General features: G+C 67.4%; 24 protein-coding genes and 1 other RNA gene. 16 read left to right on the forward strand and 9 right to left on the reverse strand.

Features of this window, described 5'->3' with window-relative positions; translation table 11 throughout:
• The first annotated feature begins 28 nt into the window (after positions 1 to 28).
• Positions 29 to 1,090: an oxidoreductase gene (locus tag QZH52_RS13830; RefSeq protein WP_301809814.1), complete on the forward strand. Its 1,062-nt coding sequence runs from the start codon at positions 29 to 31 to the stop codon at positions 1,088 to 1,090.
• Between the two features lie 24 nt (positions 1,091 to 1,114).
• On the opposite strand, the gene rho is transcribed toward QZH52_RS13830, so the two are convergent.
• Together rho and trxA are read right to left on the reverse strand one after the other, a co-directional pair.
• Positions 1,115 to 2,380, reverse strand: coding sequence for a transcription termination factor Rho (gene rho / locus QZH52_RS13835; protein ID WP_158722484.1), 1,266 nt, complete (start codon positions 2,378 to 2,380; stop codon positions 1,115 to 1,117).
• 184 nt (positions 2,381 to 2,564) lie between these two features.
• Positions 2,565 to 2,897: a thioredoxin TrxA gene (gene trxA / locus QZH52_RS13840; RefSeq protein WP_028253873.1), complete on the reverse strand. Its 333-nt coding sequence runs from the start codon at positions 2,895 to 2,897 to the stop codon at positions 2,565 to 2,567.
• Between the two features lie 129 nt (positions 2,898 to 3,026).
• Between trxA and QZH52_RS13845 the strand changes: the two genes are divergently transcribed.
• Positions 3,027 to 4,265, forward strand: a complete 1,239-nt coding sequence (locus tag QZH52_RS13845; protein WP_301809824.1) for a TIGR03862 family flavoprotein — start codon at positions 3,027 to 3,029, stop codon at positions 4,263 to 4,265.
• Positions 4,266 to 4,277: 12 nt separating this feature from the next.
• Here the strand turns inward: QZH52_RS13845 and QZH52_RS13850 are convergent, their stop codons facing one another.
• Complete coding sequence (locus QZH52_RS13850) at positions 4,278 to 4,463, reverse strand: hypothetical protein (RefSeq protein WP_286532091.1); 186 nt, start codon at positions 4,461 to 4,463, stop codon at positions 4,278 to 4,280.
• A gap of 132 nt (positions 4,464 to 4,595) precedes the next feature.
• On the opposite strand from QZH52_RS13850, the gene QZH52_RS13855 reads away from it, so the two are divergent.
• Positions 4,596 to 5,012 carry a hypothetical protein gene (locus tag QZH52_RS13855; RefSeq protein ID WP_301809831.1) on the forward strand — a complete coding sequence of 139 codons (417 nt, stop codon included), beginning with the start codon at positions 4,596 to 4,598 and terminating at the stop codon, positions 5,010 to 5,012.
• Between the two features lie 20 nt (positions 5,013 to 5,032).
• On the forward strand, positions 5,033 to 5,464 hold the full coding sequence (locus QZH52_RS13860; RefSeq protein ID WP_301809835.1) for a hypothetical protein: 432 nt from the start codon (positions 5,033 to 5,035) through the stop codon (positions 5,462 to 5,464).
• Here QZH52_RS13860 and QZH52_RS13865 read toward each other — a convergent pair.
• Positions 5,461 to 6,291 carry an IclR family transcriptional regulator gene (locus QZH52_RS13865; RefSeq protein WP_301809838.1) on the reverse strand — a complete coding sequence of 277 codons (831 nt, stop codon included), beginning with the start codon at positions 6,289 to 6,291 and terminating at the stop codon, positions 5,461 to 5,463. The genes QZH52_RS13860 and QZH52_RS13865 overlap by 4 nt on opposite strands.
• A 146-nt stretch (positions 6,292 to 6,437) precedes the next feature.
• On the opposite strand from QZH52_RS13865, the gene QZH52_RS13870 reads away from it, so the two are divergent.
• The 4 genes from QZH52_RS13870 (at position 6,438) to QZH52_RS13885 (ending at position 10,287) form a co-directional block, all read left to right on the forward strand.
• Entirely contained in the window at positions 6,438 to 7,727 is a 1,290-nt protein-coding gene (locus tag QZH52_RS13870; protein WP_301809840.1) for a 3-isopropylmalate dehydratase large subunit, read from the forward strand.
• On the forward strand, positions 7,724 to 8,260 hold the full coding sequence (locus QZH52_RS13875) for a LeuD/DmdB family oxidoreductase small subunit (RefSeq protein WP_286532081.1): 537 nt from the start codon (positions 7,724 to 7,726) through the stop codon (positions 8,258 to 8,260). Before QZH52_RS13870 ends, QZH52_RS13875 begins: the two co-directional genes overlap by 4 nt.
• 92 nt (positions 8,261 to 8,352) lie before the next feature.
• Positions 8,353 to 9,234: an isocitrate lyase/PEP mutase family protein gene (locus tag QZH52_RS13880; protein ID WP_301809844.1), complete on the forward strand. Its 882-nt coding sequence runs from the start codon at positions 8,353 to 8,355 to the stop codon at positions 9,232 to 9,234.
• A gap of 60 nt (positions 9,235 to 9,294) precedes the next feature.
• Positions 9,295 to 10,287 carry a Bug family tripartite tricarboxylate transporter substrate binding protein gene (locus QZH52_RS13885; RefSeq protein WP_301809848.1) on the forward strand — a complete coding sequence of 331 codons (993 nt, stop codon included), beginning with the start codon at positions 9,295 to 9,297 and terminating at the stop codon, positions 10,285 to 10,287.
• 98 nt (positions 10,288 to 10,385) lie between these two features.
• On the opposite strand, the gene ffs is transcribed toward QZH52_RS13885, so the two are convergent.
• Both ffs and QZH52_RS13895 read right to left on the reverse strand, forming a co-directional pair.
• An RNA gene (gene ffs, locus QZH52_RS13890) (signal recognition particle sRNA small type) lies at positions 10,386 to 10,482 on the reverse strand.
• Between the two features lie 37 nt (positions 10,483 to 10,519).
• The gene (locus tag QZH52_RS13895) at positions 10,520 to 11,641 is read right to left on the reverse strand and encodes a M12 family metallopeptidase (RefSeq protein ID WP_301809852.1); all 1,122 of its coding nucleotides are present in this window, start codon (positions 11,639 to 11,641) and stop codon (positions 10,520 to 10,522) included.
• 110 nt (positions 11,642 to 11,751) lie between these two features.
• Between QZH52_RS13895 and dnaX the strand changes: the two genes are divergently transcribed.
• The 6 genes from dnaX to QZH52_RS13925 all read left to right on the forward strand — a co-directional run bounded on the left by dnaX (position 11,752) and on the right by QZH52_RS13925 (position 17,782).
• Entirely contained in the window at positions 11,752 to 13,566 is a 1,815-nt protein-coding gene (gene dnaX, locus QZH52_RS13900; RefSeq protein WP_286532074.1) for a DNA polymerase III subunit gamma/tau, read from the forward strand.
• Between the two features lie 154 nt (positions 13,567 to 13,720).
• Entirely contained in the window at positions 13,721 to 14,053 is a 333-nt protein-coding gene (locus QZH52_RS13905; RefSeq protein WP_012747441.1) for a YbaB/EbfC family nucleoid-associated protein, read from the forward strand.
• A gap of 17 nt (positions 14,054 to 14,070) precedes the next feature.
• The gene (gene recR / locus QZH52_RS13910; protein ID WP_286528760.1) at positions 14,071 to 14,661 is read left to right on the forward strand and encodes a recombination mediator RecR; all 591 of its coding nucleotides are present in this window, start codon (positions 14,071 to 14,073) and stop codon (positions 14,659 to 14,661) included.
• Between the two features lie 121 nt (positions 14,662 to 14,782).
• Positions 14,783 to 15,817: an ABC transporter substrate-binding protein gene (locus tag QZH52_RS13915; RefSeq protein ID WP_286528762.1), complete on the forward strand. Its 1,035-nt coding sequence runs from the start codon at positions 14,783 to 14,785 to the stop codon at positions 15,815 to 15,817.
• A 50-nt stretch (positions 15,818 to 15,867) separates the two neighbouring features.
• Positions 15,868 to 16,683, forward strand: a complete 816-nt coding sequence (locus tag QZH52_RS13920; protein ID WP_301809897.1) for an ABC transporter ATP-binding protein — start codon at positions 15,868 to 15,870, stop codon at positions 16,681 to 16,683.
• Between the two features lie 265 nt (positions 16,684 to 16,948).
• Positions 16,949 to 17,782, forward strand: coding sequence for an ABC transporter permease (locus QZH52_RS13925; protein WP_301809901.1), 834 nt, complete (start codon positions 16,949 to 16,951; stop codon positions 17,780 to 17,782).
• Here the strand turns inward: QZH52_RS13925 and QZH52_RS13930 are convergent.
• Both QZH52_RS13930 and QZH52_RS38630 read right to left on the reverse strand, forming a co-directional pair.
• Positions 17,779 to 19,356, reverse strand: a complete 1,578-nt coding sequence (locus QZH52_RS13930; protein ID WP_301809904.1) for a transglycosylase SLT domain-containing protein — start codon at positions 19,354 to 19,356, stop codon at positions 17,779 to 17,781. The genes QZH52_RS13925 and QZH52_RS13930 overlap by 4 nt on opposite strands.
• Positions 19,353 to 19,706, reverse strand: a complete 354-nt coding sequence (locus QZH52_RS38630) for an MBL fold metallo-hydrolase (RefSeq protein ID WP_366919296.1) — start codon at positions 19,704 to 19,706, stop codon at positions 19,353 to 19,355. Before QZH52_RS38630 ends, QZH52_RS13930 begins: the two co-directional genes overlap by 4 nt.
• Here QZH52_RS38630 and QZH52_RS13940 point away from each other — a divergent pair.
• Complete coding sequence (locus QZH52_RS13940; RefSeq protein ID WP_286532065.1) at positions 19,705 to 20,499, forward strand: class I SAM-dependent methyltransferase; 795 nt, start codon at positions 19,705 to 19,707, stop codon at positions 20,497 to 20,499. The genes QZH52_RS38630 and QZH52_RS13940 overlap by 2 nt on opposite strands.
• Positions 20,496 to 20,945 carry a ribonuclease HI gene (gene rnhA / locus QZH52_RS13945; protein WP_286509015.1) on the forward strand — a complete coding sequence of 150 codons (450 nt, stop codon included), beginning with the start codon at positions 20,496 to 20,498 and terminating at the stop codon, positions 20,943 to 20,945. Before QZH52_RS13940 ends, rnhA begins: the two co-directional genes overlap by 4 nt.
• On the opposite strand, the gene QZH52_RS13950 is transcribed toward rnhA, so the two are convergent.
• The gene (locus tag QZH52_RS13950; protein WP_301809915.1) at positions 20,942 to 21,433 is read right to left on the reverse strand and encodes a Crp/Fnr family transcriptional regulator; all 492 of its coding nucleotides are present in this window, start codon (positions 21,431 to 21,433) and stop codon (positions 20,942 to 20,944) included. The two genes, rnhA and QZH52_RS13950, sit on opposite strands and share 4 nt — an antisense overlap.
• Positions 21,434 to 21,456 lie beyond the last annotated feature (23 nt).

Below are 21,456 nucleotides of genomic sequence, written 5' to 3' on the forward strand. Positions count from 1 at the left end.
TGTTTCAGCGCCAGAGGCCCGTTTCAACATGCCATCTCCCACCCTGAAGGCCGGCCTGGTCGGCTACGGATTCGCCGGCCAGACCTTTCATGCGCCCGTGCTGTCGGCGGTTCCGGGGCTCGAGCTCGGTGCTGTGGCCAGCTCCCAGCCGAACAAGGTGCATGCCAACTGGCCGCGTGTCGACGTGGTCCCGGACGTCGGTGCGCTGTTGCGTCGAAGCGACATCGATCTGGTGGTGGTGGCCGCCCCCAACGCCCAGCATCATCCGGTCGCGCGGGCGGCGCTGGAGGCCGGCAAGCACGTCGTGGTCGACAAGCCCTTCACCCTCGATGCGGCCCAGGCGCGCGATCTCGCGGCGCTGGCGAAGCGCCAGGGGCGGCTGCTGTCGGTGTACCAGAACCGGCGTTTCGACTCGGACTTCCTGAGCCTGCGCGACCTGCTCGCGCGCCGCGAGCTCGGTCGTCCGGTGTTCTTCGAATCGCACTTCGATCGCTTCCGGCCGCAGGTGCGCGAGCGCTGGCGCGAGCAGCCGGTGCCTGGCGCCGGCCTGTGGGTCGATCTGGGCGCCCACCTGGTCGACCAGGCGGTGCAGCTCTTCGGGCGGCCCGACACGCTGCAGCTGGACACCGCCGCGCTGCGCGAGCGGGCGCTGGTCGAGGACTATTTTCATGCCGTGCTGCGCTACGAGAGCGGCGAGCACGCGCCCTTGCGGGTGGTGCTGCACGCGACCACGCTGGCGGCGTTTCCGGCGCCGCGCTACATCGTGCACGGCACTCGCGGCAGCTACCTGAAGCGCGGGGTCGATCCGCAGGAAGACGCACTGCGCGCCGGTGGCCGGCCCGGCGATGCGCAATGGGGCGCCGACCCGGTCGATGGCGAACTCACGCTGGTGGGGCTGGATGGCAGCGCACGCACGCAGAAGCTTCCCACGCAGTCGGGGAACTACGTGAGCTACTACGCGGCGGTGCGCGATGCGATCCTGGGGAAGGGCCCGAATCCGGTGACGCCGGAGCAGGCGGTCGAGCTGATGGAACTGCTGGACCTGGGGCGCCAGAGCGCGGCGGAAGGCCGGGCCCTGGCGGCGCGCTGACAAGGCGTCAGCGCGAGGAGGCGTTCAGCCTCCGCGACGCATCATGTCGAAGAACTCGACATTGGTTTTCGTCGCCTTCATGTTCTTGAGCATCAGCTCCATCGACTCGATCTCGTCCATGTTGTACATGAGCTGGCGCAGGATGCGGGTCTTCTGCAGGATCTCGGGCGCGAGCAGCAGCTCTTCGCGGCGGGTGCCGCTGCGGTTGAGCTGGATCGAGGGGAACACGCGCTTTTCGTAGAGGCGGCGGTCGAGGTGGATTTCGGAGTTGCCGGTGCCCTTGAACTCTTCGAAGATCACTTCGTCCATGCGGCTGCCGGTGTCGATCAGGGCGGTGCCGATGATCGTCAGCGAGCCGCCTTCTTCGACGTTGCGGGCCGCGCCGAGGAAGCGCTTGGGGCGCTGCAGCGCGTTGGAGTCGACACCGCCGGTGAGCACCTTGCCCGACGACGGCACGACGTTGTTGTAGGCGCGGGCCAGGCGGGTGATCGAGTCGAGCAGGATCACGACGTCCTTCTTGAGCTCGACCAGGCGCTTGGCGCGCTCGATCACCATTTCGGCGACGTGTACGTGGCGCGCGGCGGGCTCGTCGAAAGTCGAGGCGATGACCTCGCCCTTCACGGTGCGCTGCATCTCGGTGACTTCTTCGGGCCGCTCGTCCACCAGCAGCACCATCATGTGCACTTCGGGGTAGTTGGCGCTGATCGCGTGCGCGATGTGCTGCATCATCACGGTCTTGCCGCTCTTGGGCGGCGCCACCAGCAGGGCTCGCTGCCCCTTGCCGATGGGGGCGATGATGTCGATGATCCGGCCGGTGATGTTCTCTTCGCCCTTGAAGCCGTCGCGCTCGAGCTTCATCTGCTCCTTCGGGAACAGCGGCGTCAGGTTCTCGAACATGACCTTGTGCTTGTTGTTCTCGGGCAGGCCGTCGTTGACCTTGTCGAGCTTGGTCAGCGCGAAGTAGCGCTCGCCATCCTTGGGCGTGCGCACTTCGCCTTCGATCATGTCGCCGGTGTGCAGGTTGAAGCGGCGCACCTGGCTCGGCGAGATGTAGATGTCGTCGGTGCTGGCCGTGAAGCTGGTGTCGGGGCTGCGCAGGAAGCCGAAGCCGTCGGGCAGGATCTCGAGCACGCCGTCGGCAAACACCTGTTCGCCGGCCTTTGCGCGCTTCTTGATGATCGCGAACATGAGCTCCTGCTTGCGCATGCGCCCGACGTTTTCGATCTCAAGGGCTTCGGCCTGCTTGAGGACTTCGGACACGTGGAGTGCCTTGAGTTCGTTTAAGTGCATGGAATGACCCCGTGCGGGGAAATCAGTCTGAAACCAGGAGGGGGAGGTTTGAGGAGAGGCGAGAAATGCCTCACAAACCGGGGAACTCGAACCGGGTCCCTGGAAGGGCCGGTGATCTGCGGGAGATTATGACAGGAAAATCGGCGGCTGCCGGCGCATTGCGCGCAGGCAGCCGGACAAAGCTTCAGGCGAGCTGCTGGTCGATGAAGGCCGTGAGTTGCGCCTTGCTCATCGCGCCGACCTTGGTGGCGGCGAGCTGGCCGTCCTTGAACAGCATCAGGGTGGGGATGCCGCGGATGCCGAACTTGGCGGGGATGTCGCGGTTCTCGTCGACATTCATCTTGGCGATCTGCAGCTTGCCCTCGTAGGTGTTGGACACCTCGTCGAGGATGGGCGCGATCATCTTGCACGGGCCGCACCATTCGGCCCAGTAGTCGACCAGCACGGGCTTGCCGGACTTGAGCACGTCGGCTTCGAAGGAGGAGTCGGAGATGTGTTTGATGAGGTCGCTGGCCATGGGGTTGTGTCCTTCTGCGCGGAGAGTTTCGGTGTCGCCAAAGTGCAGGTCATTGTGACAGAAACCAAGTGGCGACGTGCCCGGCGCGGACGCTATGGCGCCGATAGCCAAAGCGGTGACACTCGACGCATGAATCAGACAAGAAATGTTGCGGTGGTCGGTGGCGGCCCCGCCGGATTGATGGCCGCGGAAGTGCTCGCAAAAGAGGGCGCCGAGGTGCACGTCTACGACGCCATGCCCTCGGTCGGGCGCAAGTTCCTGCTTGCCGGCCGCGGTGGCCTCAACCTCACGCACTCCGAGCCCGGCGAGCTCTTCGCCACCCGCTTCGGCGAACGCAATGCGCAGATCGAGCCGCTGCTGCGGGTCTTCGGTCCGGACCAGATCCGCGCCTGGGCGCACGGCCTGGGCATCGAGACCTTCGTCGGCACCTCGGGGCGCGTGTTCCCGAAGGACATGAAGGCCGCGCCGCTGCTGCGTGCCTGGCTGCATCGGCTGCGGCAGGCCGGCGTGCGCTTTCACATGCGCCATCGCTGGCTCGGCTGGGACGACGCGCAGGCCGTGGCCACCACGCTGCGCTTCGCCGCGCCGGACGGCGAAGCCGCGGCCTCCCATGACGCCGTCGTGCTGGCGCTCGGCGGTGCCAGCTGGTCGCGGCTGGGGTCCGATGGCGCCTGGGTGCCGTGGGTGGCTGGGCGCGGCGTCGGGGTGGCGCCCCTGCTGCCGGCCAATTGCGGCTTCGACCTCGGCTGGACGCCGCACTTCGCCGAGCGTTTCGCCGGCATGCCCTTCAAGTCCGTGGCGATCGCGTTCAGCGATTCGCACGGTCGCAGCTTTGCGCGCAAGGGGGAGTTCGTCGCCACCGCCACCGGCATCGAGGGCAGCCTGGTCTATGCGGCGTCGGCCTTGCTGCGCGACGAGATCGCCGAGCGCGGCAGCGCCACGCTGATGCTCGACCTGCTGCCCGATCGCAGCGCCGAGCAGGTGCGCGCCGCGGTGCTGCACCCACGCGGCGCACGGTCGCTGGCCAGTCACTTGAAGAGCCGGCTCGGCATCGAGGGCATCAAGGCCGGTGTGCTGCACGAGGTGCTCGACCGCGACGAGATGCATGCGCCGGACAAGCTGGCCGAGACCCTCAAGGCGGTGCCGCTCCGGCTGAAGGCCGCGCGACCCATCGACGAGGCGATCAGCACCGCCGGCGGCGTGCGTTTCGATGCGCTCGACGACCAGTTGATGGGGGTCGCGCTGCCGGGAGTTTTCTTTGCCGGCGAGATGCTCGACTGGGAGGCGCCGACCGGCGGCTACCTGCTGACCGCATCGATGGCCAGCGGTGCAGCGGCCGCGCGCGGCGTGCTGGCACGCTTGAAGTAGCGTCCGTTGGCCTCAGGCCGGGCCCAGCCAGTGGCGGGCGGTGGTGGCGATGACCTGTGCCGCCCGGGCCTTGATCTGCGGCGCTGCGGGCAGCTCGCAGGCCACCGGAAACGGCCAGGACCTGCGCCTCGCAACGCGGGGCCGAGGCTCGAACGGCAGCACCCTGCCGGCGTTCGACGAGGGCGTGGGGTGGGGCATGGTCTCGCCTTGCGTGGTGATGGTGGGCGGTTCATTCTACAGAAGTAACTGTATAAAAACACAGGATCTTCAAAACTCGACCAATACCTTCGACTTAAGGCAGTCCTCAGCAACCTCGTCGATGCTAGGGTCATGAGCCCGAACCCCACACACACCGCCGCGGACCTGCTTGCCAGGGGTGGCCGCGCGGACGCACAAGCTTCAGCCCTGAGCCCCGAGACATCGACCGCCTGCCGACGCGCTGCGCGCGCGCTGACGGCCCATCTGCGCGCCTGCGGCGAGCAGGCGCTGAGCTATCCGCAGGTCAACCTGGTTCGGGCCCTGTATCTGGCCGAGACGGCCACCGGCCGCCCGCTGCGCAGCGCCAACCAGACCATGGGCATGGTGGCGCAGTTCTTCACGCCGACGCAGATGGACTTCGCCGTCGAGTTGCTGACCGAGGCTTTCGATGGGGAGGAGGGCGAAGCCTGGGCCATCCTCTCGGAGCTCGAGCGCATCGCCGATGAAGCGGTGCCGGGTCGCCCGGACGCGAGCCGGCATCCCGACTGAGCGTGGAGGCGCCGCAGCCCATGTTCACCAAGCTTCTGGCGCTGGCCGGGGACTGCGCGCGCCCGCGACCGCCCCGGCGGCCCCTGGCTCCGATCCACATCGAGGTCCAGTGGGAGACGGCCTTCGAGGAGCGGCCCCGGATCCGGGTCCTGCCCCTCCGGGGCGCGGTCTGGGTGCCGACATCGGATGTGCGCCATGCGTTGAGCCCGTCGGCCGACGAACTGGCGCACGGGATGCGGCAGTCGATCGCCACCCACCGACCGGCGCCGGTTCCCGTGACGCTTCCGGTGTTGTCGGGGTGCCCCGGTGCGGCGCACGAGGCGCTCGGCTGCGTGCGGATTTCCCAGTTGGACGCGCTCGGGGCTTATTGGGGGTGCGAGGCCCGCGCTCGCTACCTCCGGCATTACCTGTCGCTGGCCTTGGGCGAAGGGGGGCGGGTGCTGACGCGCTAGATGGCCTGCTTCCGCTGTCCGACCGCCGCCGACGGCACATCGGCACGCAGCAGTGCGCAGATCCCGCGAACCTGCTTCTGGATGATTTTCGCCACCTCGACCCGCCGCGCGGGGCCGAGCCGGCTCGATATGGCGGCCACGCTGATGGCGGCGATAGGGTTCTTTGGAGGAAAGGCGACCCCGACGGCTGCCGTGCCCGGCGTTGCGGCACTGTCCAGGAACGAATAGCCCCGGGCACGGCTTTCGATCAGTGCCGCACGCAGGAAGCCAGGGTCGAAGGCGGAGCCGAACTTCGCATATTGCGCGCCGCTGGCCTCGACGATGTGATCGGCTTCGGCTTCGGGCAGCGCGCTGAGGATGGCGAGCCCACCTGCGCCGACTCCCATCGGCCGGCGGATCCCGACGTCGAGCGTCAGCGCCTTGATGGGGTAGTCGCCGAGCGCGCGGCTGGTGCAGATCGATTCGGCTCCGCGCCGCTCGCTCAGGTAGACCGTGTCCTGCGTCTGATCGGCGATCACCAGCAGCGCTTCGTTGCACAGTTCGCTCAGTTGATAGCGCGGCTGCGCCAGCAGTCCGAGCTCGTAGAGCAGCGGGCCCAGGTGGTATTTGCGCGTCAGAGGATCGCGATAGACCAGCCCTTCGAGTTCCAGACGCTGGAGCATGCGAAAGCAGGTGGACATCGGCAGACCGCTGACGTCGACCACGTCTGCGATGCGCATGCCACGACGTCCGCGCGTTGCGATCACGCGCAGCATGCCCACCACCCGCTCGATGCTCTGGGTGCCGCTTCGTGCCTGCTGCTCTGGAACTTCGGAAGTCGCGGGCACGCGCTTTTTACCTGGCTTGTCTTTAGTTTCCACCATGTGGCAGTAATTCGGGTTGCACCCGAACGGTATCAAAGGGAGGGTCAATATAGTCGAAAGCACTGACAAACGAAAACCTCCCACATAGTGGGAGTGAAACGGAATCACCCATGCCCCACACGATGACCGAGAAGATCCTGGCCCGCGCCTCCGGCAAGGAGAGCGTGATGCCGGGCGAAGAGATCACGGCGCGCCCGGACTTCGTCATCACCTACGACTTTCCCGGCTACACCGACGTCTTCTTCAAGGAGACGCGCGAGGATTTCGGCATCGAGAAGGTGACCAGCCCGGAGCGATTCGTCCTCTTCATCGATCACATGGTCCCGGCTGCGGCGCCGAAGGAAGAAGAGCTGCACAAGATCACCCGCGCCTGGGGCAGGGAGCAGGGCGTTCCGGTCTACGAGCGCGAAGGCATCGGCCACCAGGTGGCGGCCGAACTGGGCTATGCCACGCCGGGCGGCTTCGTCGTGCACTTCGACGGCCATGTCAGCCAGCTGGGTGCCTTCGGCAGCTTCGCGTTCGGTGCCCGCAAGGGCGTGATCGAATCCTTCGTGACGGAGAACGTGACGATGACCGTGCCGGCGACGGTCAAGGTGGAGCTGGTCGGTACGCTTCAGCCCGGCGTGATGGCGCGCGACGTGTTCCATCAGATGGTGCGCGTGATGGGGCCGGATTCATGCTGCTTCAAGGCGGTCGAACTCTGCGGTCCCGTCATCGACCAGATGAGCATCGAAGGCCGACAGACCATCTGCGGCCAGGCGATGTTCCTCGGCGCGACCACCATGCTCATCGCACCCGATGCGAAGACCCTGGCTTACGTGGAGGGCCGCTCGAAGGTCGACCTGGCGCCGGTCTATCCCGACGCCGATGCCGTCTACGAGCGCGTCGTGACCATCGATGTGTCCACGCTCGAGCCCATCGTGGTGGTGCCGCCCAGCCCGGCCAACACGCGCGACCTCAAGGACTACGTCGGGGTGGAAGTTCATACCGGCTACCTCGGTTCATGCGCCAGCGGGCGGCTGGAAGACCTGCGCGTGGCGGCCCAGGTGCTGCGCGGCCGCCGCATCCAGCCCGGCTTCCAGCTGCATGTGGTGCCCACGTCGAAGGCCATCATGGCGGCAGCGGCACGCGAAGGCCTGATCGAATGCCTGGTCGAAGCCGGCGCCTTCATCAGCTCGCCCAGCTGCGACTACTGCTTCGGTCGGATCGCCACCATGAGCGCCGGCCAGCGCGCCGTGTCCACCGGCACGCTGAACACGCCGGGCCGCATGGGAAGCGTCGATTCCGAGATCTACATCTGCAACGCGGCCGTGGTGGCGGCATCTGCGCTGGAGGGCCGCATCGCCGATCCGCGCCCGTACCTGGCCGAAGCGGCCAATGTCGCCGGAGCCGCCGCATGAGCCTCGTCAACCTGCGCGGGCGCGTGGCCTGGATCTTCGACGAAGACGATTTCGACATCGACCTGATCGTCGGCGTGCGCAACATCAAGATCACCGACGTATCGGAACTCGCCGCCCTGGCAATGGCCGACTACCTGCCCGACTTCGCCAGCACCGTGCAGCAGGGGGACGTGCTCATCGGCGGGCGCAACTTCGGCTACGGCCATCCGCACTATCCGGCCATGCGTGCGATGCGGCACCTGGGAATTTCCTGCGTGATCGCGGAGTCGTTCTCGCCGGGATTCTTCCGCGGAGAAATGAGCATGGGCTTTCCGCTGGTCACCTGTCCCGGCATCCGCGCCGCGGTCGCGCGAGGCGATGCGCTGGAAGTGAACTGGGACACCAGCGAAGTGAGCATCACCCGCACCGGCCAGACCTTGCCGCTTCAGCCGTTCTCGGCATCCGAGCGCGGCATGCTCGATGCGGGCGGCCTGATCCCCTATCTCAAGGCGCGCATCGCGAAAGCCGAGAACCGCGAGGCGCATGCGCCCTGACGCCATTGGCGCCCGCGCGCCATGCGGACTTTTCTCAATCAACCGTGCCGCGGACCGCCTCGGACAAGCGCACGATCTTCTGGAGTAGTGAAATGACCCCAAGCCGCCAGGCGCTTCGCCAACGCATCACCCACGGGCCCACCTTCTGGTTCGGCGGCGCACAGGACGCCCTGTCGGCCCTGCTCGTCGACCAGTCGGACTTCGATGGCGTCTTCAGCACGGGCTTCGGCATTTCAGCCTCGCTGCTCGGGCAGCCCGACATGGAGCTGTATACGCTGAGCGAGAACGTGGCGACCGTCAACCGGATGGTCAATGCGGTTCGCAAGCCGGTCTTTGCCGATGCCGATACCGGCTACGGCAACGTGCTGAACGTCGGGCGTACCGTGCGCGAGTTCGAGAAGGCCGGCGTGGCCGCGCTCTCGCTGGAAGACCAGGTCAGCCCCAAGCGCTGCCCGGCTGCGGCTACGCAATCGATCGTGGTGTCGATGGAGGCGGCGGTGGCGCGCATCAAGGCCGCCGTGGACGCGCGCCAGGACTCCGACTTGCTCATCGTCGCGCGCACCGATGCGATGGATGCGGGCGAGGCCCTCGAGCGTGCAGCCCGGTATGCCGAAGCCGGCGCCGATCTGATCCAGCCCATCTCGCGCACTTTCAGCAGCTACGAGCAACTGGTCCAGCTGCGCGAGGTGTGCGGCCGCCGCCTGTCGCTGCAGCTCATGGCGGGCACCTGGATGACGTCGCTGAGCCGGGCCCAGATCGAGCAAGTCGCGGCCTTCGCGACCTACCCCATTGCCAGTCTGCTGAGCATCGTGCAGGCGGTGCGCGGCAACCTGCAGGAACTGGCGCGGCGACGCTCCGGCGATTTCGACGGTCTGCCCTTCGAACAGACGACGATGGCGGCCTTCAAGGACATCATCGGCTGGCATGCCCTCGAGGAGCGGCAGGCCCACTACGAAGTCGGCGGCAGCCACTGAACGCGCGACTTCTTCCACCCAACCTTTCCTTTCCTCCCAGCAAAACGATCAGGAGCAAACGTGCGTACTTTCAAGCTGATGGGCCACCTCGTGGTGGCCGGCACTCTGGCGCTGGCTTTTGGCGCAGCGATGGCGCAAGGCAGCGCCTATCCGACGAAGCCGATCCGGATCATCGTGCCGTACCCGGCGGGTGGCGCGACCGACGTGGCGGCGCGCATGCTTGTCCCTCGACTCCAGGAGGAACTCGGCCAGCCCATCGTGGTCGAGAACCGCCCCGGCGCCGGCGGCAACATCGCGATGAACGCCGTGGCGCAAAGCAGCCCCGATGGCCACACCCTGGCGATGACGCTGACGGGGATGCTGTCGATCAACCCGGTGATCTACAAGAAGGCCGGGTTTGCTGCTTCCGACTTCGTGCCGGTCGCCCAGGTTTCGCTGGCGCCGCTGCTGCTGGTCGTGCCGGAAAACTCTCCCTACAAGAACGTGCAGGAACTGCTGGCGGCGGGCAAGAAGGCCGGCAAGGACGGGCTGGCCTTCGGTTCGGCTGGTGCGGGCGGCCTGTCGCACCTGGCTTCCGAATCGATCAATGCGCACGCGAACGGCAACTTCGTGCACGTGCCCTACAAGGGCGGCGCGCCGCTGGTGCAGGCGCTGATGGCCAACGAGGTGGCGTGGGGCCTGCTCGGTACGGGCGATGCGCGCAGCTTCGTGCAATCGGGCAAGCTGCGCGCCATCGGCGTGCTGCGCAACGGCCGCTCAGAGCTGTGGCCGGGCATCCCCACACTGACCGAGCAGGGCGTGCCAGGGGGCGTGGACTTCGACGTCTGGTTCGGCGTGGTGGCGCCGGCCAAGACGCCGGCGCCGGTGGTGAAGCTCCTGAACGAAAAGATCGCGCAGATCGTCGCCGAACCGGGCTTTCGCAAGCGGCTGAACGAACTCGGCGGCGTGGCGCCGGTCAGTGGCAACAGCACCGCGGATTTCGCGGAGGTGCTCAAGCGCGAGTTGGCGGTTCTCCCCAAGGCAGCGCAGGCGGCCGGCCTGCAGCTCGACTGACCGAGAGGCCTGCGGCTTCAGCATCGCGGATCGACAGGGAGGATTTGCAAGTCCTTGTCAGCGCGTGAGTTGTTGAAAAACTCACGGCTTTTTTATAGGTTGACGAGCCTTACCCCCGGCACTGGCTACGCAGTTAGGGCTGCTTGGTTCCCCACCTGACCCGGTTGGCCACTTCACCATGCGGGGAGGCCCGTCAACCGAGGATTGTAAGCGACCGCGAAAGCCTCGGCCTTCACCAGACCATCAACGAGGTTTCGAGCGCCGCGTCGGCGTAGTAGAGGCGCACGCCCACCTGGTACTTGCGGCCCTTCAGCAGCCGCATCGTCACCTTGGCATTGAGGTCGGTGCCGCTGTCGTCCGCGCCGGCGATCTGCACGTTGCCGGTCGGCGTGACCTCGAACAGCACCAGCACGGTGTCCGAGGTGCCGAAGGTGCCGATGTTGTAGGTACGGGTGCGGGTCGGCGAGAACTCGAAGGTGCGGGTCTCCCCGGCCTTGAGCTTCAGCAGTTGCGACAGCCCGATCTTCAGCGGCGTCGCCGCCGGCGTCCGGACGCCCGGGTACGACTCCACCACCCAGGCCTTGTCCGCGAAAGAGAGCCCGCCCTTGGGCTGCAGGCCGGCCTGGTATTTCTCCGGCGCGATGATCAACCCGGCATCGAACTGGTACTCCATGACCGAGTCCGGGTCCCAGGTCGTGCCCTTGATCTCCGACACCGGGATCTTGCGCAGGATGTTCCACTCGATCTGCGACTCGTCCCAGTTGTTCGGCGGCCCCTTGAAATAGCTCAGCACGGCGTCGCGGTTCCAGGAGATGCCGGCGTTCGGGTTCTGGTGCTCGTGCTCGAGGCCGAGCGTATGGCCGATCTCGTGCAGCGCCGTGTCATGCCCGTAGGCGGTGGTCAGCGACCAGCCGAAGTTCATCGTGCGTTCCTGCGGCGACCGGGTGTTGAGCACATCGCGCCCGACATAGGACCAGGAACCGTCCTGCGGATCGAAGCCGATCCGCACCATCGCATCCTCGGGCGCCTCCACGCGCCGGAATCCGATGCTGAGCCCGAGCTTGGCCCAGGTTTCGAAGGAACTGTCGACGACCGCGATATCGGCGCCGCTGCCCTGCCAGGCGGCGGGCACGCTGTCGCCGCGCTTGAAGCAGTAGTAGGTGATCTGGGTGCCGCCGACCCACTTCTTGCCTGCGGCCAGGATGGCACGCACGCGGCCGGCAGCGACGCCGGCGTCGAACTGGCGCACCGGCTGCACCGGCTGCGCACAATAGCGCCGCGCCTCGACGGCGCCGCGCGCGCTGGATTTCTTGGCGGCAGCCGGGCGGGCCGCCTTGCGGGTCGCAGTGGGCATGTCGATCTCCTCGTGTTTTTCCATGCTAGGCGCGGCGAGCGCGAAAGCCATCCGCAAGATGGCCTAGGCCGCTGCGCGAGGTGGTCGCCGCGTCGCCCTAAAATGCGGCGATGGCCTACCTCGTGCTCGCTCGCAAACACCGTCCCCGAACCTTCAGCGAGATGGTCGGCCAGGAGCACGTCGTCCAGGCGCTCGAGAACGCGCTGACCTCGCAGCGGCTGCATCACGCCTACCTCTTCACCGGCACGCGCGGCGTCGGCAAGACCACCGTCTCCCGCATCCTGGCCAAGTCGCTCAATTGCCAGGGGCCCGACGGGCAGGGTGGCATCACGGCCACGCCGTGCGGCCTATGCCAGGCGTGCAAGGACATCGACGCCGGCCGCTTCGTCGACTACACCGAGCTCGATGCCGCCTCCAACCGGGGCGTCGACGAGGTCCAGGCGCTGCTGGAGCAGGCGGTCTACAAGCCGGTGCAGGGCCGTTTCAAGGTCTTCATGATCGACGAAGTCCACATGCTCACCGGCCACGCGTTCAACGCGATGCTGAAGACGCTCGAGGAGCCGCCCGAATATCTCAAGTTCGTGCTGGCCACGACCGACCCGCAGAAGGTGCCGGTCACGGTGCTGTCGCGCTGCCTGCAGTTCAACCTGCGGCCGATGGCGCCCGAGACCGTGCTCGAACACCTCACGCAGGTGCTGCAGTCTGAAGCCGTGCCGGCCGAACCCCTGGCGCTGCGCCTGATTTCGCGCGCCGCCCGCGGCTCGATGCGCGATGCGCTGTCGCTGACCGACCAGGCCATTGCCTTCGGCAACGGCGAACTGCTGGAGACGGGCGTACGCCAGATGCTCGGCAGCGTCGATCGCGGGCACGTGTTCCGGCTGATCGAGGCGCTGTCGCAGGGCGATGGAAAGACGGTGGTCGAGACCTCCGAAGGGCTGCGCCGCGACGGTCTCTCCGCCGCTTCCACGCTGGAGGAAATGACCACCGTGCTGCAGGCGATGGCGGTGCTGCAGGCGGTGCCTTCGCGGGCCGAGTCGCGCGATGGCGCCGACCCAGACGCGGCGGAGACGGCCCGCCTCGCGGCCCTGCTGCCGGCCGACGAAACCCAGCTGCTCTACAGCCTCTGCCTGCACGGCCGCGGCGAGCTCGGCCTGGCGCCCGACGAGTACGCGGCGCTCACGATGGTGCTGCTGCGCCTGCTGGCCTTCAAGCCCACCGCTTCGGCCGGCGCGGAAAAAAAAACTCTGAATGACGCCGTGCCTGCGGCTGCGCAGGCACCCACGGCCGCGCCGCTGTCTCCTCCCCCGGTGGCTGCGCCAGTGCCGGTCGAGCCGGTGCGGCCCCCAGCGGTGGCGGCTCCCGCGGCGCCGGGCCATCGGCTGCCGGTGGTCGAGGCCCCGGCGCTGAGCGCTGCCGCGCCGCCCAGGGCGGCCGCCACGCCCGAACCGGCCGCCAGGCTGATGGCGATGCCGGTGCGCGTGCAGCCGCCGGCCGGCGCCCGCGAGGCGCCGTCGGCGGTAGCCTCGACGCCGATCCCGCCGAGCGAGGAGGGCGATTTCTGGCATGCCACCGTGACGCGGATGGTGGTGGCCGAGGCGATCACTGCGCTGACGCGCGAGCTCGCCCTGCAATCGCAGCTGGTGGCGCGCGATGTGGACCAGTGGCTGCTGCGGGTGGAGCGCGAGTCGCTCAACCAGACCAGCAGCCGCGAGAAGCTGCAGGCGGCGCTCGCGGCCCTCGGCCACTCGGTGACAATCGCCATCGAGATCGGCGGCGTGGTCGACAGCCCGGCCCGCCGCAACCGGCAGGCCGCCGAAGAACGCCAGCGCATCGCCGAGGAAGCGATCCACAACGACCCCGAGGTGCAGTCGATGATGCGCGACTGGGACGCGAGAATCGTTCCGGGGACGCTGCGGCCCTCCTGAGACCTTGCGGGACAGATCAAGAAACTGCGAAGCAGTTTTTGCTCTGTCCTCAACTGATTAGAACCTTGCGGGACAGATCAAGAAACTGCAAAGCAGTTTTTGCCGTGTCCCCAACTGACTAAACTCTTTTTTCAACGATCAACAGGATCCCCCCATGTTCAACAAAGGACAACTGGCCGGCCTCATGAAGCAGGCGCAGGCGATGCAGGACAACCTCAAGAAGGCCCAGGAAGAACTGGCCACCATCGAGGTCGAAGGCGAATCGGGTGCCGGTCTCGTGAAAGTCGTCATGACCTGCAAGCACGACGTCAAGCGCATCACGATCGACCCCAGCCTGCTGGCCGACGACAAGGACATGCTCGAAGACCTGGTGGCCGCAGCCTTCAATGCCGCCGTGCGAAAGGCCGAGGAAACCAGCGAGCAGAAGATGGGCAAGCTGACCGCCGGCATGCCCGGCCTGCCGCCCGGCATGAAGCTGCCCTTCTGAGCCTCCATCGGTCCTCGATGGCGGATTCCAGTTCGCTCGATGCGCTGGTCGAGGCGCTGCGCCGGTTGCCCGGCGTCGGGGCCAAGTCGGCCTCGCGCATGGCCTTCCACCTGCTGCAGCACGACCGCGAAGGCACGTTGATGCTCGCGCGCGCCCTGCAGCAGGCGGCCAGCAACGTGCGCCATTGCGAGCGCTGCAACACCTTCACGGAAGGCCAGGTCTGCAGCGTCTGCCAGGATGCCCGGCGCGACGGCACCAAGCTGTGCGTGGTCGAGACCCCGGCCGACCAGGCCGCGCTCGAGCGCACCGGCGTGTTCCGCGGCTACTACTTCGTGCTGATGGGCAAGCTGAGCCCGCTCGATGGCGTGGGGCCGAACGACATCGGACTCGCGAAGCTGTTCGCGCGCGCGCTCGACGGCACCGTGAGCGAAGTGATTCTCGCCACCAACTTCACAGCCGAGGGTGAGGCCACGGCCCATGTGATCGGCGATGCGCTCAAGCAGCGCGGACTCTCGGTGACCCGGCTGGCGCGCGGCGTGCCGGCCGGCAGCGAGCTCGAATACGTCGATCTCGGCACCATCGCCCATGCGCTGGTCGACCGTCGCTGAGGGCCGGGCAACGGCCTTTCAGTTTACGTAAAAACCCGCACGGGATGTTCCCGATGCAGGGGCAGGGGGCCGCCCCTAAGCTCGATTCGAATCACACGAAAAGAGCCTGCGGGCGCCACTCATGCTCAATCGCCGTACCTTTACCGTTGCCGCAGCGCTGGGCGCCGCTGCGATTGGGGCGCCGCTGGTCCACAGCCAGCCGAAGCTCGAAAAATCCAAGGTGTCCATCGCGGTCGGCGGCAAGGCGGCGTTCTACTACCTGCCGCTCACCATCTCCGAGCAGCTCGGCTACTTCAAGGCCGAAGGACTCGACGTCGAGATCTCGGACTTCGCCGGCGGCGCACGAGCGTTGCAGGCGGTGGTCGGCGGCTCGGCCGATGTCTGCTCGGGCGCCTTCGAGCACACCATCAACCTGCAGGCCAAGAACCAGTTCTTCCAGGCCTTCGTGCTGCAGGGGCGCGCGCCGCAGATCGCGATCGGCGTGTCGACCAAGAACATGCCCGGCTACACGGGCATCGCCGACCTCAAGGGCCGCAAGATCGGGGTCTCGGCGCCGGGCTCGTCGACCAACATGGTGGCCAACCTGGTGCTGTCGCGCGGCGGGCTCAAGGCCAGCGACGTGAGCTATATCGGCGTCGGCGTGGCCGCCGGCGCGCTGACGGCGCTGCGCTCGGGCCAGATCGACGCGATCAGCAACACCGATCCGGTGATGACCATGCTCGAGCAGAAGGGCGACGTGAAGATCATCAGCGACACCCGCACGCTGAAGGGCACGCAGGAGGTGTTCGGCGGCCTGATGCCGGCCGCCTGCCTCTATGCCTCGTCGGAATTCATCCAGAAGAATCCGAACACCTGCCAGGCGCTCGCCAATGCCATCGTGCATGGCCTCAAGTGGCTGCAGACCGCCGGCCCGGGTGACATCATCAAGACCGTGCCAGAGACCTACCTGCTGGGCGACCGGGCCCTGTACCTTGCATCGTTCGACAAGGTGCGCGAGGCCATCGCCGTCGATGGACTGGTGCCGGCCGACGGCCCCAAGACCGCGCTCACCGCCATCGCGAGCTTCGATCCCACGGTCAAGGCCGACAAGATCGACCTGGCGAAGCTCTACACCAACGAATTTGCGCGGCGCGCCAAGGACAAGTTCAAAGCTTGACCCCGGTGTCGCTGCAACCCGGCCCAGGCCGGGTTTTTTCTTCCAAGCCCATGGCCGTCCACGCGCTCGAACTGATCGATATCCGCTGCACCTTCCGCGCGAAAGACGACCACAGCCAGCGCTACACCGCGGTGGCGGACACCACGCTGCGCATCGCCGACGGCGAGTTCGTCTCGGTGGTCGGACCGACCGGCTGCGGCAAGTCGACCTTGCTGAATGTCGGCGCCGGCCTGCTCGAACCCTCGTCGGGTTCGGTGCGGGTGTTCGGCCAGCCGCTGTCCGGCATCAACACGCGTGCCGGCTACATGTTCCAGAGCGAAGCCCTGTTGCCCTGGCGCAGCGCGCTGGACAACGTGAAGGTGGGCCTGCAGTACCGCGGCGTGCCCGATGCCCAGGCCAGGGAGCAGGCCGAGGCCTGGCTCGCGCGGGTCGGCCTCGCTGGCTTCGGCGACCGTTATCCGCATCAACTTTCCGGCGGCATGCGCAAGCGCACCGCGCTGGCACAAGTACTGGCGCTCGATCCGGACATCATCCTGATGGACGAGCCCTTCAGCGCGCTCGACATCCAGACCCGGCAATTGATGGAGAACGAAGTGCTGGATCTCTGGGCTGCGAAGAAGAAGGCGGTGCTTTTCATCACCCACGATCTCGATGAAGCGATCGCGATGAGCGACCGCGTGGTGGTGCTCTCCGCCGGCCCCGCGACCCACCCGATCGGCGAGTTCGAGATCGACCTGCCGCGGCCGCGGGACGTCGCCGAGGTCCGGGTGCATCCGCGCTTCGTCGAACTTCACACGCAGATCTGGAACGTGCTGCGCGACGAGGTGCTCAAGGGCTATGCGCAGCAGTTGAAGGCAGTGGCATGAGCTCGCCCCCAGGTTGGCTCACTTCGTGTAGCCGCCCACCCCCTACCGGGGGCAACACCAGCGGGCTGGCAAAGCCAGTTCCGCGGTGTTTCACGAAGGGGCCTGGCTGCGCCGGCCAACTCAACCCGGTCGGCATCTGTTTTTCGGCTGCGCGCAGCGCGCCCATTCGTGGGCAGTCGCGGAACCGGCTTTGCCGGGCCGCTGACTGCGCCCCCGGCAGGGGGTGGGCGCCCGGACACGAAGTGCCGGGCAACCTGGGGGCGAGATGAAGCTCCGACCCAGGGAGAGCAATGCGCGCCTCTGGCAGCTGGCGGTGCTGGTCGCGCTGCTGGCGGGCTGGCACCTGGCGTCGCGCAACCAGCAGTTCGCCTTCTTCGTCGGCGAACCGATCCAGGTGGCCGGCCGGATCTGGAGCTGGTTCATGCCGTTCGCGATTCCACCCAATCCGCTGTTCCCCGATGGGCTCGCGGGCAACGCCGACATCTACCTGCACCTGGGCACCACCTTGCTCGAGACCGTACTGGCCTTCGTGATCGGCACCGTGCTGGGCCTGGCCTGCGGCCTCTGGCTGGCCCTGGCGCCGACCGCGAGCCTGGTCTTCGATCCCTACATCAAGGCGGCGAACTCGATGCCGCGCGTGATCCTGGCGCCGATCTTCGCGCTGTGGTTCGGCCTCGGCATCTGGAGCAAGGTGGCGCTGGCGGTCACGCTGGTGTTCTTCATCGTCTTCTTCAACGTCTACCAGGGCGTGCGCGAAGTCAGCCCGGTGGTGCTGGCGAATGCGCGCATGCTCGGCGCCAGCCAGCGGCAGCTGCTGCGCACGGTCTACCTGCCGAGCGCGACCAGCTGGGTGTTCTCCAGCCTGCACACCTCGGTCGGGCTGGCCTTCGTGGGTGCGGTGGTGGGCGAGTACCTGGGCTCGGCGCGCGGCGTGGGCTACCTCATCCTGCAGGCCGAGGGCACCTTCGACGTCAACACGGTGTTTGCGGGCATCGTGGTGCTGACCGGTTTTGCGCTGCTGCTCGATGCGATCGTCGGCGTGCTCGAGAAGCGCCTCATGAAATGGCAGCCTCGCAGTGGCGAGACCGAAAAGCTCTAACGCTTTTTCTTCGACGGCGTGCCGCCGCGCTTCTCGCGCACGACTTCCTTGCTGCTGCTCGACGTCTTGGTCAGCTTGGCGGTTGAGCTCTTGGCGGTCGTGCCGCCGCGGGGCGCCACGGCGCTGCTCTTGAGCACCGGCGCGCGGCCGAAGCCCGAGCCCACGCCGGCGGTCTTCGCGGCCCGCACCGGCAGGAACACCACCACTTCATAGCCGCGCTGGAAGGTGTGGTTGGCCTTGACGTCGTTCCATTCGGCCACGCTGGCCGGGCTCAGCCGGTAGCGCCGCGCGATGCTGGCGACGCTGTCCTGGCGCCCGGCCTTGATCACCGTGCGGCGGGTGACGATCTCGGGCTGGAAGCTCAGCTGCCCGGTGTCGGCGACCACCGCCGCGACGTCTTCCTGGACTCGCGCGCTGCGCGGAACGATCAAGGTCGAGCCCGACTTGATCAGCATGCGCGGCGGCACGTTGTTGATGGCCCGCAGGTCGGCTTCGCTCATGCCCGAGCGCTGTGCGGCGTCGGCCACGGTCATGGTCGAGGGCACGGTCCAGGCGGTCCAGCTGGCGTACTGGCCCTGGCTGTAGGCCTCGAAGTTGCGCTGGAACACGGCGGCGTTGTCCCACGGCAGAAGGATCTCGGGCGTGCCGGCCGCCAGCAGCACCGGTTTGTGGGCCGACGGATTGAGGGCCCGGAAGTCCTCGATCTGCACGTCCGCCAGCTTGGCCGCCAGCGAGACGTCGAGATCGCGCTTGAGCGTGACGGTCTGGAAGTAGGGGTGGTTGGCGATCAGCGGCAGGTCGACATTGAAGCGGGCCGGATTGGCGACGATGTTCTTCACGGCCTGCAGCTTCGGCACGTAGAGCCGGGTCTCGGCCGGCATCGACAGGTCGCTGTAGGTGGCCGGCAGGCCGGCGCGCTGGTTCTTGGCGATCGCCTTGGCCACGTTGCCTTCGCCCCAGTTGTAGGCCGCCAGCGCGAGCTGCCAGTCACCGAACATGCCGTAGAGCCGCTGCAGATAGTCGAGCGCCGCGCGGGTCGAGGCGACCACATCGCGGCGGTCGTCGCGGAAGATGTTCTGCTTCAGGTCGTAGTCGGTGCCGGTGGCCGGCATGAACTGCCACATGCCGGCGGCGCGCGCGCTCGACACGGCCTGCGGATTGAAGGCGCTCTCGATGTAGGGCAGCAGCGCGATCTCGGTCGGCATGTCGCGACGTTCGAGTTCCTCGACGATGTGGAAGATGTAGCGGTTGGAGCGCTCGGTCATGCGCTGGATGTAGTCGGGCCGGGTGGCATACCACTGCTCGCGATCGCGCACCAGGTCGCCGTCGAGGTCGGGCATCTTGAAGCCGCGGCGGATGCGGTCCCACATGTCGACCGGCGGGGCGAGCGTGACCACGGGGCGCGACTTGGTGTCGCCGGAGGTGATCGGCGTGAGGCTGCCGCGCGGGTAGACCGGCGAGGCACCGCCCGAGGCGGCACCGGACGACGACCCATCCATCGACGGACCGGTGCCTGTGGCGCAGCCCGCCAGGAACAGGGAGCCCGCGAGGCAGGCAGCTAGCAGAAATTTCATCGAAAATCGTTCTTCCATTGGTGCGGGGCAGCGAGCAAGGGCCGTGGCAGCTCGCAGCGCGCACGCAATGCGGCGCAAGGCGCCGTGGAGTGAGTGGGATCCGGCTTGCGGGGTTCCATGCTTTGCACGAATCTCAGGTTAGCAAGTGTGTATCCATGGTGCGTCGCCACACCGTCGACGCCGTCGGCGCGAGGGCGCGTGACTAGAATCGCGGCCAGTTGCAGTTGCTCGCGCCCGGGTGCATCGAACACGGGTGTTGCATCCCCTGGGTCGACCTCGATCGCGTTGCGCCCCTGCTGCAGCATCCAGATGTAGTTGTCGGCACGGGCGGGCAGCGGAACGAGGGTCATGAGCGGTCAAATTATAGGTTTGCACGATTGGTTCGAGACCCCCCCGGGCCGCTACCTGCTGGCTTGGGAGCAGGCCCAGTTCGACCAGGCGGTGGCCGACATCTTCGGTTATCACGCGCTGCAGCTGGGCCTCAGCGAGGTCCAGGGGCTGCGTGCCAATCGAATGCCGCACCGCTGGCTGGCGCTGTCCGATCCGGCGCAGGCCGGCGCGCCCGCGCTCTGGACCGACTTTTCGGCCCTCCCTTTTCCGGCCAACAGCCTTGACCTCGTGGTGCTGCCGCACACGCTCGAGCTCAGCCCGGACCCCCACGCGACCCTGCGCGAGGTCGAGCGGGTGCTGGTGCCCGAAGGGCGGGTCGTCATCTGCGGCCTGAATCCGGCCAGCCTCTGGGGCATGCGGCAGCGGCGCGCCCACCTCTACCGCGGACTCGGGTTCGGCGAGCTGTTCCTGCCCGAGGCCGGTGACTTCATCGGCTACCGGCGCATGCGCGACTGGTTGCGGCTGCTGAGCTTCGAGGTCGAGTCCGGGCGATTCGGCGTCTACCGGCCGGCGGTCCGCAGCGAGGCCTGGCTGGAGCGCTGCCGCTGGTTCGATGCCGCCGGCGAGCGCTGGTGGCCGATCTTCGGTGCGGTCTATTTCCTGGTGGCCGTGAAGCGGGTGCGGGGGCTGCGCCTCTTGAGCGCCGACTGGCGCCGCGCCGCATCGCGCGCCAGCGCGCCGGTACCGATCGCCGGCAAGATGCACCGGGGGCGCGACAATGGCGGCCAGCTAGAAGAAGGAAGCGGTTCTTGAACGAAGTACAGATCTACACCGACGGTGCCTGCAAGGGCAACCCCGGTCCCGGCGGCTGGGGCGCATGGCTCAAGTCGGGCGCCACCGAAAAAGAACTTTTCGGCGGCGAACTCAACACCACCAACAACCGCATGGAACTGCAGGCCGTGATCGAAGGCCTGGGCGCGCTCAAGCGCCCGTGCAAGGTCGTCCTCTACCTGGACAGCCAGTACGTGCGCATGGGCATCACCGAGTGGATTCGCGGCTGGAAGGCCAAGGGCTGGCGGACCTCGACCAAGCAGCCGGTGAAGAACGTCGAGCTCTGGCAGCAGCTCGACAAGCTGGTGGCCGAGGGCGGCCACCAGATCGAATGGCGCTGGGTCAAGGGCCATTCGGGCGATCCGGGCAACGAGCGCGCGGATGCGCTCGCCAACAAGGGCGTCGAGCGCGCGCTCGGCCGGATCTAGCGCCGCAGCAGCCGTTCCGGTGTCTCGGGCACGTCGCCCATGCTGGCCCTGAAGAGCAGGTCGTCCGTGATCCGCAAGCGGCGGCTCATCTCGCGGGCGATGTTCATCTGGATCAGCGCGAACTGCTCGACATCGCGCTCGAACACCCGGTACAGGTTCGCGGAAGTGAGTTCGATCGCGCTGCAGTCGACGTCGGCCCGGACCGAGGCGCTGCGCGGGAAAAGGTCGAGCAGCGCCATCTCGCCGAAACAATCGCCCTGTGCCAGGCGCCGGATGAGCAATTCGTGCTGCTGCCAGCTCTTGGAGATCGTCACGCTGCCGCGCTCGAGCACGAACATGCCGTGGCCGGGCTCGCCCTCGCGGAAGAAGTAGCCCCCGCGCGGCACCTCGACCACCGGCGCAGCCGCCAGCAGGAACTCGACGGTGTCCGCGGCAATGGCGCCGAAGATCGGCATCTGCTGCAACAATTCGATCCTGCTCGCTGCCATGCGCAACTCCGGTGAGGCCAGGG

Origin of the sequence: Variovorax ginsengisoli (genome assembly GCF_030486595.1) — a bacterium.
Lineage (GTDB): Bacteria > Pseudomonadota > Gammaproteobacteria > Burkholderiales > Burkholderiaceae_C > Variovorax > Variovorax ginsengisoli_B.